Source organism: Marinomonas ostreistagni, from assembly GCF_016888445.1.
GTDB classification, from domain to species: Bacteria; Pseudomonadota; Gammaproteobacteria; order Pseudomonadales; family Marinomonadaceae; genus Marinomonas; species Marinomonas ostreistagni.
In genome coordinates, this window is sequence record NZ_JAFEKF010000004.1 from 102071 (window position 1) to 115297 (window position 13227).

Consider the following 13227-nt stretch of genomic DNA (forward strand, 5'->3'; position numbering starts at 1 on the left):
GTTCATCCTAACGCGACAATAGCGCGTCTTTGTTCTCATTAAAGTAAATCAAGGTATTTTTGACCGCACGAACGACGGCACGGGGAGTAATAGTCGCGCCGGTAAACTGATCAAATTCGCCGCCGTCTTTTTTCACATTCCATGCTTGCATAGAAGTGTTTTCAAACGATTTACCGCTAAAAGATAAAATCCAGCTCGACTTTTGTAGGTCGACCTTGTCGCCCAGTCCTGGTGTTTCCTTATGGCTGATGACGCGGGCCCCCGTGACCACACTGTTGCGATCAATCGCCACCAGCAAGTCAAGGTTACCGTTGTAGCCGCCAGGGGCTACGGTTTCAAAAATCAACGCTTCAACGTCACCGTCGTTACGAGCCACATACGCTTTAACTGGCTCAGAAGAGCCTAGCAAGGGGTTGGCTGGCAACATGACAGTGTCTTCTGCCAAGTTATTGTCATAGCGCTCAGGTGGCAAGATTTCATTAAAAGCCGATAGCTGCGCCTCAACGATATTGTCTTGGATGGTCTGCTCAGTGAACTGATGCGTCAAAGCGATCAGTCCAGCTGTCATGACCGCAAAGATCCCCAAGCCAATTGAATTTTGGCGAATGGATGTGAAAATATTCATTAGCCTTCACCTCCAGGATTGATGCCTTTTTTGGCTTTCTTGTGGCCATAGGTACGTGGCTGAGTGTAGTAATCCAGCAGTGGCGCAGCGAAGTTCATCAGCAACACACCAAAGGCGACACCATCAGGATAACCACCCCAAGTACGGATGATGTAGACCAAGATACCGATACCGGCACCGTAAAACAGTTTGCCGCGGTTACTGGTACAAGAGCTGACAGGGTCGGTCGCGATAAAGAAGGCACCCAGCATGGCTGCACCTGATGTCAGGTGGAACAGCGGCGAGGCAGCATTACTTGGATCGATGGCGTAGAAGAAGCCTGCCATGACCGCTAGGGCGGCCAGCATCGATACTGGTGTATGCCAAGTAATGATACGTTGCCAAATAAGGAACAAACCGCCCGCAAGGTAAGCAAGGTTGACCCACATCCAGCTTGAAAGACTCAGCTCCTGAAGGCCAGGTACGGTGGCAAACGCTTCCGAGCTCATCATGCCTTGCTTGTGTTTAAAGGCATCTAGTGGCGTGGCCATCGTGTATGAGTCGATCGTTGGCAGGGTGCCAAAAATCGCTGCTAGGCTGTCACTGAAGCTAGGTACAGCGCCAGCCGCGCCGATCCACTGTGTCATCGGTACAGGGAACGACACGAGACAGATAGCATAACCGACCATCGCTGGGTTGAAGGGGTTATTACCTAAGCCACCATAAACTTGCTTGGCAAAAATGATGGAGAACGCAACCGCGGTTACGGTCAGCCACCACGGCACGGTTGGCGGTAGTGCTAAGGCTAATAACACAGCGGTTAAGATGGCGCTGTAATCCTTTAAGAAAAAGCCAATCGGACGCTGGCGAATTTTTAGGATCAAGGCTTCGCTTACTAGCGCGGTCAGCATGGCAATCACTAAGTTAATCAGTGTGCCATAACCAAAGAACCAGGTTTGCGCGATAAGACCAGGAATCGTCGCGAGAATAACCATGAGCATAACCCATGAAGTGCGACGCCCCGCGCGATGCGTGTGCGGTGATGTAATACGCAATAATGCCATTTAACGATTCTCTTGCGTGTTGGTTAACTGTTCGAGTTTGGCTTCTTCTTCCTGCTGCTTTTGTTCGGCAGCGGCTAAGTCGGTTTGAATAGACTCAGCTTCAGGGTCGGCCGCGAGTTGCTTCTTAAGCTTGTTAACTTGGGCTTTGGCTAAGGCCGCTGCCACTTTTTGCTTCTTCAGCTGCTCTTTAAATTGTGCGTCATCGGCTGCGGCTTGCGGTGCAGCCGTGGCTTGACCACCATTTTGCATCGCTTGCTCAAGCTCTTCAGCGTAGGCTTTGGCCTTAGCAACTTGCTGCTCAAGACTGCTCGTGTCTGCAGATTCAAGTTCTTTCGCTTTGGCGAGAGCCTTTTCCGCTTTTTTCACCGCCGCTTTAGCGATGGCCGCATCGATTTTAAGCTTGCGTTGTGCGTCGTCGTCAGCGGCTGGCGCGGGTTTAGAAGATGCGACAGGCTCTTCTTTAACAGGCGGTGCTGCTGGTGCTTCTAGCGCTGCCAAGCGCGCTTCAGCGTCTTTTAGCGCTTTTTCAAACTCCACAACTTTGCCTTGCAGCTCACTGTTTTGCTCGTCTTCAGCCAGCTGTTTCTGAGCTTTTTTAAGCTTAGTGCTGGCCAGAGCGACATCGACCTTGGCTTTTTTGTAGTCATCAGACATGGCCGGTTTCTCTGCTTTGGCAGGCGCGGCCGTGCTGTTGCTATCTAGCTCAGCTAAACGTGCTTCAGCGTCTTTTAAGGCTTTTTCAAAGTCGGCGGCTTTAGCTTTTAGCTCTTCGTTGTCTGGATCGTCGCCAAGCTGCTTTTGCACCTTTTTAAGTTTGGTGCTGGCAAGGGCAACGTCGACTTTGGCCTTTTTCGCCTCGTCACTGAGGGCTGGTTTGGCCGCTGGTGTAGTAGCCGCTTGTGCTGGCGCTGAGTTTAGCTTGGCAAAGCGTGCTTCGGCGTCTTTAAGCTCAGCTTCAAACCCTGCAACCTTATCTTTTAGCTCTTGATTGTCTGGGTCTTCGGCCAATTGCTTCTGAGCTTTTTTAAGCTTGGTGCTGGCAAGGGCCACATCCACTTTGGCTTTTTTCGCTTCGTCGCTTAATGCCGCTTTGGCAGGCGCCGCGGGAGCAGGTTGAGCGGCGCCACCTAGCTTATCAAACGCTTCTTGCGCTGCTTTTAGATCTGCTGTGAAGCCTGCGACTTTATCTTTTAGCTCTTGGTTGTCTGGGTCTTCTGCCAGCTGTTTTTCTGCTTTTTTAAGCTTAGTGCTGGCAAGCGCCACATCCACTTTGGCTTTTTTCGCTGCGTCGCTCATGGCGGGTGCTGCCGCTTTTTTAGCGGGGGCAGCCGCTGGTGCACTCGCGACCAGCTTTTCTAGCTCAGTAATGTCTTTTTGCGTTTCATCGACTTGCGTTTGCAGAGCACTGATTTCTTCTGTGTGCTCTTTCTCTTGTGCTTCTAATAGCGCTTTTTCAAGCTTCTTAAGCTTGGCTTTGGCAATCGCAAGATCGACTTTGGCTTTCTTGGCGCTGTCGTCTGCTGGTGCTTCGGCTTTAGCCGGCGCTTCAGGGGCAGGCTTGGTTGCCTTTTTCGCCGCTGGTTTGGCGCTTGAAGCATTTTGGCGTGCTAGACGTTTGGCTTCTTTTTCGGCCGCTTCAGCTTCATGACGTGCTTTACGCGCTTCGAAACGTTGTTTAGCGATATCCGATTTCACCGCTGCTTCACGGGCTTCGCGGATTTCCGCTTTGCTGTGGCGGTAATACTGCACCAGTGGGATGCTACTTGGGCAAACGTACGAGCAGGCACCACATTCGATACAATCGAATAGATTATGGTGTTCGGCTTTTTCGTGCTCTTGGCTTTTGGCAAACCACAGTAGTTGTTGCGGTAATAAGCTTGCTGGGCAGGCTTGTTCACACATACCACAACGGATACACGCTTGCTCTGGCGCCGGTGCTGGTAGCTCTTTTTTAGAGGCTGCTAAGACACAGTTGGTGGTCTTGACGACCGGCACATTACCGCTGTCTAGGGTGAAGCCCATCATCGGACCGCCCATTACCAAACGGTTGAGCTTTTTCGTCTGAAGGTCAGCGTAGTCGAGTAAGTGCTCGATCGGCGTACCCAGTAACACATCGACGTTTTGTGGTGCTTTAAGCGCGTCACCGGTCAGTGTGGTAATACGAGAAATCAAGGGACGACCATATTGGATCGCTTCGTAGACGGCGACACAGGTACCGACGTTTTGACACAAAATGCCAATGTCCGCTGGGTGTTGGCCGCTCGGTACTTCTTTACCGGTCAGCAATTGGATCAATTGCTTCTCACCACCAGATGGGTACTTTGTCGGCACCACAGCTACTTGAATGGTACTCTGGCGCTCGCGCAATAATTGTTGCAGAGCAGCAATCGCCGTTGGCTTATTATCTTCGATACCGATGACCACGTTTTCGGCATCCACTAGGTGCTGCAGCATTTCGATGCCTAGCACGAGTTCGAGTGTTTTTTCACGGATCAGGGTGTCATCAGCGGTGATGTAAGGCTCACATTCTGCCGCATTGATAATAAAGTGCGTCAGTGGGTGCTTGTGCGCGCCTTGCAGTTTTACTTGCGTTGGGAAGCCCGCGCCGCCCATGCCGACAATGCCTTTCTCGGCCAAAAAGGCCAGCACGTCAGTTTTGCTAATCTCTTGCCAATCATTAAGTGGCTCAAGCTCAGCCCATTCTTCTTGGCCATCAGGTGTGATGATAATACAGACATCAGACAGACCGGATGGGTGAGCGATCGGGCGTGTTTCGATGGCGCTGACGGTACCAGACGTTGGTGCGTGCAAGAAGCTCGACAAAAAACCGTTGTTGATGGCAATGGCTTGGCCTTTTTGCACGCGTGCACCGACATCGACCAACGGGCGCGATGCTTGGCCGATGTGTTGCCCAAGTGGCAAGATCAACTCTTTCGGTAAGCTTGGCTTGCCTAACGGTAATGCTAAGGATTGTGCTTTATTTTCCGGTGGATGAATGCCGCCGTGAAAAGAATAAATAGTAGGTGCTTGCATTAGTGAGCAGCCTCCACTGAACGATCGCTAGCAATAATCTGTGTCGGCGCAGCACCAACACCTTGGGGTTTTTCCCATGACCAAGTACGTGTGGTCACACCAACTTCAACCATATCAATACAATCAACTGGGCAAGGCTCGACACATAGGTCACAGCCAGTACATTCATCAGAAATAACGGTGTGCATTTGTTTGGCAGCACCTAGGATGGCGTCCACAGGACACGCTTGAATACATTTGGTACAGCCGATACATTCGTCTTCACGGATTACTGCGACTTTGCGCGCAGGCTCTTCGGCTTCGCCGCCATCAAGCGGGATCGCTTCTACGTCCAAAAGATCTGCCAGCGCTTGTACTGTGGCTTGACCACCTGGAGGGCAGCGGTTGATCGCTTCGCCGTTTGAAATCGCTTCAGCGTATGGGCGACAGCCAGGGTGGCCACATTGGCCACATTGCGTTTGAGGAAGCAGCTCGTCGATCTGATCGACGATCGGATCGCCTTCGACGTGAAAGCGCACATTGGCGTAGCCCAAAATGGCACCAAAGATCAGTGCCAAGACCACTAGGATTCCGATTGCGAGTAAAACAGTTAGCATAGTGGCTCCTAGATTTGTACCAGACCAGTGAAGCCCATGAATGCAAGGGCCATCAGACCAGCGGTGACCATACCTATGGCCGATCCTTTAAACACCACAGGCACATCGGCGACGTTAATACGTTCGCGCATGGCCGCAAACAGAATCAAAACAAACGAGAAGCCGACCGCAGCGCCAAAGCCGTATAGGATCGACTCGACGAAGCCATGTTGCTTCGACGTGTTTTGCAGTGCCACACCCAATACCGCACAGTTAGACGTGATCAAGGGTAAAAAGATACCGAGGACACGGTAGAGTAGTGGGCTGGTTTTGTGTACCACCATTTCTGTGAATTGCACCACAACGGCAATCACCAAAATGAAGGAAATGGTTTTAAGGTACTCAAGGCCAAATGGCTTGAGAACAAATTCAAACGTCAGATAACTGCATAAGCTTGATAGTGTCAGTACAAACGTGGTCGCCGCTGCCATCCCTATCGACGTCTCCAATTTGCCAGAGACGCCCATAAATGGGCAAAGACCTAAAAATTGTACCAATACGAAGTTGTTTACCAAGATGGTACTGACGAGTATTAAGAGATATTCAGTCATCTCGCGTCCAATAAATATGGTTGTGTATACGAATAAGAGAGCGGTTGCCTAACCAAGTTTGGCCAAGCGTAACTATACCAATCTGTTTATAACTAACAAGTCTAAAGCGGCATGCAATTAGTTTGTTTTAGAATATGAATAGCACATCGAACTTATAAGCTTGGGTTATCCCGATAACAAAAACACTGCGCTAAGAGACTTAGCGCAGTGTTGCAAGGCTTATGTCGCGGCGCTATTACATCACGCGCTGGCCAGGTTTAGCACCGTCATGTGGCTCAAGTAGGTAAATCTCTTCACCACCAGGTCCTGCTGCCAACACCATGCCTTCCGAAAGACCGAACTTCATCTTACGTGGGGCAAGGTTCGCCACCATCACCGTAAGTTTGCCTTCTAGATCTTCTGGCTTGTAAGCCGATTTGATGCCTGAGAATACCGTGCGCGTTTCGCCGCCTAGATCCAATGTCAGCTTTAACAGCTTGTTGGCTTTTTCGACGTGCTCAGCTTTGGCGATTTTGGCGATACGAAGATCGACTTTAGCAAAGTCATCAAAACTGATTTCATCCGCAATCGGCTCTTTGCTTAGCTCGGTTTCTTCGCTAACGGTGGCAGCTTCTTTTGCTGCAGCTTCCGCCTCGGCCTCAACTTTACCTTCTTCAATCATAGCGTCGATTTGGCTGGCTTCAATGCGCGCCATCAAGGCTTTGAATTTGTTGACTGATTGACCAAACAAAAGCTCGCTACGGTTATCCCAAGTTAACTCTTTGTTTAGGAAGGCTTCCGCGTCGGCGACCATATTTGGCATCACTGGCTTCAAGTACGTGGCCAGGATGGCGAATAGATTTAATGATACCGAACAAATTTCTTGAACCTGAGGAAGTGTCTCTTCGTTCTTGGCTTTGACCCAAGGCTCTTCGTCGGCGATGTAAGTATTGGCGATGTCTGCAAGGCGCATGATTTCACGCATCGCTTTGCCGTATTCGCGTGTTTCGTAAAGTTCAGCGATCAAATCACCGGCGTCGACGAATTCTTGAATCATGGCTTCTTGGGCTGGTGTCGCTTGTAGTTGGCCATCAAACTTCTTGTTGATGAAGCTTGCGGTACGGCTGGCGATGTTCACCACCTTGCCAACTACGTCAGAGTTTACGCGTTGAACGAAGTCACCTAGGTTCAAGTCGATGTCATCAACGCGTGAGTTCAGTTTCGCTGCGAAGTAGTAGCGTAGGTACTGTGGATCAAGGTGGTTCAAGTAAGTACGCGCCTTGATGAACGTACCGCGTGACTTCGACATTTTCTCACCGTCTACAGTGACGTAGCCGTGGGCGTTCACAGCAGTCGGTGTGCGGTAACCTGCGCAATCAAGCATTGCTGGCCAGAATAGAGCGTGGAAGTTGATGATGTCTTTACCGATAAAGTGGTAAAGCTCCGCTTCAGAGTCTTTTTTCCAGTACTCATCAAACTCTAGACCTTCGGTGCGATCACACAGGTTTTTGAAGCTCGCCATGTAGCCGATCGGGGCATCTAGCCATACATAGAAGTATTTACCTGGGGCATCTGGAATCTCAAAGCCGAAGTAAGGCGCATCACGGCTGATGTCCCATTCGTGCAATTCTGAGTCCAGCCACTCAGCCAACTTATTAGCCACTTGGTCTTGTAGTGTGCCGCTGCGTGTCCAAGTTTTTAGGAAATCTTGGAACTCTGGCAGTTTAAAGAAGTAGTGCTCAGATTCTTTTTCGATCGGTGTTGCGCCAGAGTAAACGGAGCGCGGGTTGATCATTTCCATTGGCGTGTAAGTCGCAGAACACACTTCACAGTTGTCGCCGTATTGATCTTCCGCTTTACACTTAGGGCAAGTACCTTTGATGAAACGATCCGCTAGGAACATTTCTTTTTCAGGGTCGTAGGCTTGTGTGATCGAGCGAACAGAGATTTTGCCATTGTCACGACACGCTTTGTAGATGGCTTCAGAGAACTCACGGTTTTCTGGCGAGTGTGTCGAGTAGTAGTTGTCGTAACCGATGCCAAAGTCATTGAAGTCGGCCATGTGTTCTTGGCGTACGCCATCAATCAATTGCTCAGGTGTGATGCCATTTTGCTCAGCTTTAAGCATGATCGCGGTGCCGTGTGCATCGTCGGCACAGACGGCTGTACAGATGTTGCCGCGCAGTTTTTGGAAACGAACCCAGATATCAGTCTGAATGTGCTCCAGCATGTGACCCAAGTGAATAGAGCCGTTGGCGTAAGGTAGGGCGCTGGTGACGAGGATCTTGCGTTGCGATTGTGCCATTCGATATAAGCCTGCTGGATAAAATTTTTAACAAAAATGGTCGGTAACTTGCTTCAAAACGTCAGTCCGACCAAAGTATGAATAGAATTAACCGCGACATTATAAGAGCACGCTCATAACGTGCAAGCTTCGGGCTTGCTTTTCCGCAATTTGCCCCCACAATCGGCACAACTCAATTAATAAATCAGAGCGGGCCCGCGCCAGTCCGCCGCAGGAGAGAAGATGTCAGTAAATCCTCAAGTCCTTAGCCAATTAGAAAATCTAATTGATGAGAATACTCAAAAGCCTTACGGAAAAGTATGGCAGGTAGAAGAACACCAAGGCGTGCTGAGCGTGACCTTGACGCTACCATATCCTGCGCAAACGGAATTTGCTGCGATCAAAACCCGTGTTGAAGAAGCCTTAGATCAAGTTGTCAGCCTAGTGCTGCGCACGGACGTCAAAGCAGGCTCGACACAAGATGCCAACAATCCAGGCATGCAAGGGGTGAAAAACATCATCGCTATTGCTTCGGGTAAAGGTGGCGTTGGTAAATCGACCACCACGGTTAACTTAGCGCTGGCGATGGCTCGTGAAGGCGCCAAAGTGGGTATTTTGGATGCCGACATTTATGGCCCAAGCCAAGGCCTGCTGCTAGGTTTTGATGCCGACACGCGTCCACGTGTACGTGATGAAAAATACTTTGTACCACCGGTGGCGGCACACGGCATTAAAGTCATGTCGATGGCCTTTTTGACCACCAAAGAAACGCCGATGGCGTGGCGTGGACCGATGGCCACCGGTGCGTTGATGCAAATCCTGACGCAAACTGACTGGGATGACCTAGATTACCTATTTGTCGACATGCCACCAGGTACTGGTGATATCCAGCTGACATTGTCACAAAAAGTGCCAGTCGCTGGCTCTGTAGTGGTAACGACGCCACAAGACATCGCGCTACTAGACGCGCGCCGTGGTATCGAGATGTTTAATAAAGTCAGCATCCCAGTATTGGGTGTGGTGGAAAACATGTCGACGCACATTTGTTCTAACTGTGGTCATGCCGAGGCTATCTTTGGCGAAGCGGGCGGTAAAGCCTTATCGGCGGAGTATGGCGTAGAAGAGTTGGGTAAGCTGCCGCTAAGCCTGTCCATCCGTGAGCAAGCCGATGCCGGTAAACCGACAGTACTCAGTGCGCCTGATTCGGATACAGCGGCCATTTACCAGTCGATTGCACGTAAAGTTGGTGCTACTCTTGCGGCCCGAACTGGACAGTTCTCAATGCCGACAATCGGCATGAGTGATGATTGAGGTAGACCATGCGACTGTGTGACCGTGACATTATCCAAGCCTTAGACGATGGTGTCATTACGATTGAGCCACGCCCTGATGACAGTGTGATCAGTGGCGTTTCCTGCGACCTGCGTCTTGGTAACTCGTTTCGAGTATTCCAAGGCCACCCAGCACCGTACCTAGATTTGAGTGGTCCAAAGGCCGATCTCAATGCCGCCATTGAGTCAGTGATGAGTGAAGAAATTGTCGTCGATGATGATAAACAGTTCTTTATTCACCCAGGGGAATTGGTGCTTGGCGTGACGCTGGAGTCGGTGACCCTGCCGGACAATTTAGTAGGATGGCTAGACGGGCGTTCATCGTTGGCGCGTTTAGGGCTTATGGTGCACGTGACGGCACACCGCATTGATCCTGGTTGGAGTGGCGGCATTGTGCTTGAGTTTTTAAATGGCGGTAAATTGCCGATTGCACTGCGCCCAGGTATGACCATTGGCGCCATTAACTTCGAGACCATGTCAGGCTCTGCCGATCGCCCATACAATAAACGCGACAATGCTAAGTACCGTGGACAAAAATCTGCGGTTGGCAGTCGAATTGGTGGCGATCAATAAGACTTTTGACTAATCTGTTTGGGTTGAAAGTGCTCAAAAAAGAAACAGATGTCGTAAATGCACATCTTAGAGGCGTTTCTCGGCATCTGTTATTTTTTGTAGAGGGCTACTTTCTCCGGTGCAATTCATAGAATAAAAACCACAACAGTTAAGGAGTACTCTATGTCTCAACCGTCTAACCGTGGCGTAGTCTACAAGGGCCCAGGTAAAGTCGCTGTAGAATCAATTCCATTCCCAGAATTGGCGCTAGGTAGCCGTAAATGTAATCACGGTGTCATTCTTAAAGTTCTTACAACTAACATCTGTGGTAGTGATCAGCACATGGTCCGTGGTCGTACTACTGCTCCTGAAGGTTTGGTTCTTGGTCACGAAATCACTGGTATCATCCTAGAAAAGGGTGACGATGTAGAATTCCTAAACGTAGGTGACATCGTATCTGTACCATTCAACATCGCTTGTGGCCGTTGCCGCAACTGTAAAGCTGGCATGACTGGTATCTGTCTAAACGTAAACGGCGACCGTCCTGGCGCAGCTTACGGTTACGTAGATATGGGCGGCTGGGTAGGTGGTCAGTCTGACTACGTAATGGTTCCTTACGCAGACTTCAACCTATTGAAATTCCCAGATGCAGACCAAGCAAAAGAGAAGATCCAAGATCTTACTTTGCTATCTGACATCTTCCCAACTGGTTTCCACGGCTGTGTAACAGCAGGTGTTGGTCCAGGTTCTACTGTATACATCGCCGGTGCAGGCCCAGTAGGTCTAGCAGCAGCAGTATCTGCTCAGCTTCTAGGTGCAGCAGTTGTTATCGTTGGCGACATGATCGAAGATCGTCTAGAGCAAGCTCGTAGCTTCGGTTGTGAAACAATCGACCTACGTCAAGAAGGCGATATGGAAGACAAGATCGAAGCAATCACAGGTGAGCGTGAAGTTGATGCTTTCGTTGACTGTGTAGGTTTCGAAGCACACGGTTGTGGCTGTAACGCTGGCAAAGAAGCACCAGCTACAGTTCTTAACTCTGCAATGCAAGTAACTCGCGCGGGTGGCCAAATCGGTATCCCAGGCCTATACGTAACTGACGATCCAGGTGCGGAAGACGAAGCTGCGAAAGTAGGTGCACTAAGCATGCGTTTCGGTTTGGGTTGGGCGAAATCTCACTCATTCCACACTGGTCAATGTCCAGTTATGAAATACCATCGTGCGCTAATGCAAGCGATTCTTTTCGACAAAGTTAAGATTGCTGATGCAGTAAACGTTCAAATGATCTCTCTAGATCAAGCTCCTCAAGGTTACGCTGACTTTGACGGTGGCGCTGCGAAGAAATTCGTAATGGACCCACACGGTGAATTCGTAGCGTAATTAATCGCTTCGTTTTGATTGTTAAAAAGCCACGCTTAGCGTGGCTTTTTTTGTTTGGGTGAGAAGTGCTTTTAAGAACCGCCTAATGACATGATTAGCAGAGGGTTATAGCAACACGGCAGCGCTATCTTGACTACACTTATGGCAAGATACAAACACCACAATAGGCAAACACTAGGTGGCATGGAGTAGGAAAACCAAGTTATGAAGAACTACCTTTATACATTCATTGGTGCAGGTGTCGCATTGGCCCTTTATGCGCTAACCGTAATATTCGATCTTGAATTGTTTGAAGCCATGATACTGTTCTTAGATGAAATGGAACATTTGGAGCTGGATGAGATTATCATTCCTTTGGTCATATTAATTATGTTCGCGGTGTTTGACCTGATGCGCCGCTCAAAAAACAACACCATGAACAAAGAGAAAGTGAAGATTTACCAAGCCATGGTTAAGTCCACACATCACATTTTGAATAACTTCCTCAACCAGATGCTGATTGTCAAAATGAAAGCTGAGAGCACACCTAACTTTGATCCTAGAGTACTAAAAATCTATGATGACATCGTCGCCCAAGCGAAACGGCAAATTCATGCGTTAAGTAATGTCACTCATGTCTCAGAAGAAAGTATTCATGATTCTGTACGCCCAAAATAGTTACTATTAGTGCTTAAGCTTCAAGCAACGATAAGCGAGCGTTATTCGCTTAAGGACGTGTCATGCAATATAAGGGTATCAAGGTAAATGTCATTACGGGCTTCTTAGGTTCCGGTAAAACGTCCTTGATTAAGCAGTTGTTGGCCAATGCGCCAGCGAATGAAACATGGGCCGTCTTGGTCAATGAGTTTGGCGAAGTAGGGATCGATGGCGATCTGTTAGCCGACACGGGTGTAGCGATTAAACAAGTGCCTGGTGGGTGCCTATGTTGCGTCTCTTCAGCCGCCTTTTCCGTGGGGTTAAACGAGCTGATCAAAACGGCCAAGCCTGATCGCATCCTGATCGAGCCAACCGGGATTGGCCACCCCCACCAAATCGTGGCGCAGCTGAGTGCGGCGCATTATCACAATGTCTTAGAGGTCTGTGCAACACTGTGCTTAGTGGATGCGCGCAACTTATCTAATCCGCGTTATCTAGGACATCCAGCGTTTTTTGACCAAATAGACGATGCTGACATCCTGATCGCCAGCAAAGCGGATACGTATGAAGACGGCATCGCCCAGCGTTTCATTGATTTTGCCAAGCAATTTGATCCGGCTAAAGCGGTCATCGCCCTCAGTGCTCACGGGGAGTGTGATCCTGCTTGGCTTGATGTCCCGCGCTTAGCAAGCTCGACTGATCACGATCACGATCACGATCACGATCACGATCACGATCACGATCACGATCACGATCACGAACATCAGCATTCCGCTAAGACCTTCACCAGTCAGCCAGCCCCCGGCGCAGTCTGTTATTTAAAGCGTGACCTTGAGATGGGCAGCATTGGCTGGGTAATCGAACCTCAATGGCAGCTAAGCCAAGCGCGCTTTACTCAGCTACTTGAATGGTTAACAGCGCAACCTAGTTTCTGGCGTTTTAAGGGCACGCTGCAGGTAGACGGGCACATGAAGCAAGTGAATGTCACCTCCACAGAAAGCTATGAAACGCGCTCAGATGATAGCCTAAGCTCCAGATTTGAATGCATTTTTTCAGAGTCTTCCGATTTTGATGAGTTACAAGCAGAGCTTAATAAGCAACTTTTTTAAGTCTACTACCAAGATCAAATCTCTGTAAAACGCGCCATGGTTAAGTTTGCCTTGGCGCGTTTTTGTTAT

Annotated in this window: 11 protein-coding genes; 5 read left to right on the plus strand and 6 right to left on the minus strand. The window is 49.5% G+C overall.

Annotated features, from left to right (window positions below; all coding sequences use genetic code 11):
- Window positions 1–7 precede the first annotated feature (7 nt).
- The 6 genes from rsxG to metG all read right to left on the minus strand — a co-directional run bounded on the left by rsxG (window position 8) and on the right by metG (window position 8171).
- The gene (gene rsxG / locus JQX58_RS11880) at window positions 8–625 is read right to left on the minus strand and encodes an electron transport complex subunit RsxG (protein ID WP_204147082.1); all 618 of its coding nucleotides are present in this window, start codon (window positions 623–625) and stop codon (window positions 8–10) included.
- Entirely contained in the window at window positions 625–1668 is a 1044-nt protein-coding gene (rsxD, locus tag JQX58_RS11885; protein WP_204147083.1) for an electron transport complex subunit RsxD, read from the minus strand. The genes rsxG and rsxD overlap by 1 nt, the downstream gene beginning before the upstream one ends.
- Window positions 1669–4701, minus strand: a complete 3033-nt coding sequence (gene rsxC / locus JQX58_RS11890; protein WP_204147084.1) for an electron transport complex subunit RsxC — start codon at window positions 4699–4701, stop codon at window positions 1669–1671. It lies immediately after the preceding gene.
- Complete coding sequence (rsxB, locus tag JQX58_RS11895; protein WP_204147085.1) at window positions 4701–5297, minus strand: electron transport complex subunit RsxB; 597 nt, start codon at window positions 5295–5297, stop codon at window positions 4701–4703. The genes rsxC and rsxB overlap by 1 nt, the downstream gene beginning before the upstream one ends.
- Window positions 5298–5305: 8 nt before the next feature.
- A complete protein-coding gene (gene rsxA, locus JQX58_RS11900) occupies window positions 5306–5887 on the minus strand; it encodes an electron transport complex subunit RsxA (RefSeq protein ID WP_204147086.1) in 582 nt (193 codons plus the stop codon).
- Between the two features lie 235 nt (window positions 5888–6122).
- Window positions 6123–8171 carry a methionine--tRNA ligase gene (gene metG / locus JQX58_RS11905; protein ID WP_204147087.1) on the minus strand — a complete coding sequence of 683 codons (2049 nt, stop codon included), beginning with the start codon at window positions 8169–8171 and terminating at the stop codon, window positions 6123–6125.
- Window positions 8172–8393: 222 nt separating this feature from the next.
- Between metG and apbC the strand changes: the two genes are divergently transcribed.
- The 5 genes from apbC (at window position 8394) to JQX58_RS11930 (ending at window position 13158) form a co-directional block, all read left to right on the plus strand.
- Window positions 8394–9461 (plus strand): iron-sulfur cluster carrier protein ApbC, encoded by a 1068-nt coding sequence (gene apbC / locus JQX58_RS11910; protein WP_204147088.1) that lies wholly within the window; start codon window positions 8394–8396, stop codon window positions 9459–9461.
- A gap of 8 nt (window positions 9462–9469) precedes the next feature.
- Complete coding sequence (dcd, locus tag JQX58_RS11915; protein ID WP_204147089.1) at window positions 9470–10054, plus strand: dCTP deaminase; 585 nt, start codon at window positions 9470–9472, stop codon at window positions 10052–10054.
- Window positions 10055–10216: 162 nt separating this feature from the next.
- Window positions 10217–11413: a formaldehyde dehydrogenase, glutathione-independent gene (gene fdhA / locus JQX58_RS11920; RefSeq protein ID WP_204147090.1), complete on the plus strand. Its 1197-nt coding sequence runs from the start codon at window positions 10217–10219 to the stop codon at window positions 11411–11413.
- 204 nt (window positions 11414–11617) lie between these two features.
- A complete protein-coding gene (locus JQX58_RS11925) occupies window positions 11618–12070 on the plus strand; it encodes a hypothetical protein (protein ID WP_204147091.1) in 453 nt (150 codons plus the stop codon).
- A gap of 62 nt (window positions 12071–12132) precedes the next feature.
- Window positions 12133–13158 carry a CobW family GTP-binding protein gene (locus JQX58_RS11930; RefSeq protein ID WP_204147092.1) on the plus strand — a complete coding sequence of 342 codons (1026 nt, stop codon included), beginning with the start codon at window positions 12133–12135 and terminating at the stop codon, window positions 13156–13158.
- The last annotated feature ends 69 nt before the right edge of the window (window positions 13159–13227 follow it).

What these genes read in the sequence shown, in the direction of transcription:
- rsxG (WP_204147082.1), bottom strand. Translation starts at nt 625, where the DNA reads ATGAATATTTTCACATCCATTCGCCAAAATTCAATTGGCTTGGGGATC.
- rsxD (WP_204147083.1), bottom strand. Translation starts at nt 1,668, where the DNA reads ATGGCATTATTGCGTATTACATCACCGCACACGCATCGCGCGGGGCGT.
- rsxC (WP_204147084.1), bottom strand. Translation starts at nt 4,701, where the DNA reads ATGCAAGCACCTACTATTTATTCTTTTCACGGCGGCATTCATCCACCG.
- rsxB (WP_204147085.1), bottom strand. Translation starts at nt 5,297, where the DNA reads ATGCTAACTGTTTTACTCGCAATCGGAATCCTAGTGGTCTTGGCACTG.
- rsxA (WP_204147086.1), bottom strand. Translation starts at nt 5,887, where the DNA reads ATGACTGAATATCTCTTAATACTCGTCAGTACCATCTTGGTAAACAAC.
- metG (WP_204147087.1), bottom strand. Translation starts at nt 8,171, where the DNA reads ATGGCACAATCGCAACGCAAGATCCTCGTCACCAGCGCCCTACCTTAC.
- apbC (WP_204147088.1), top strand. Translation starts at nt 8,394, where the DNA reads ATGTCAGTAAATCCTCAAGTCCTTAGCCAATTAGAAAATCTAATTGAT.
- dcd (WP_204147089.1), top strand. Translation starts at nt 9,470, where the DNA reads ATGCGACTGTGTGACCGTGACATTATCCAAGCCTTAGACGATGGTGTC.
- fdhA (WP_204147090.1), top strand. Translation starts at nt 10,217, where the DNA reads ATGTCTCAACCGTCTAACCGTGGCGTAGTCTACAAGGGCCCAGGTAAA.
- JQX58_RS11925 (WP_204147091.1), top strand. Translation starts at nt 11,618, where the DNA reads ATGAAGAACTACCTTTATACATTCATTGGTGCAGGTGTCGCATTGGCC.
- JQX58_RS11930 (WP_204147092.1), top strand. Translation starts at nt 12,133, where the DNA reads ATGCAATATAAGGGTATCAAGGTAAATGTCATTACGGGCTTCTTAGGT.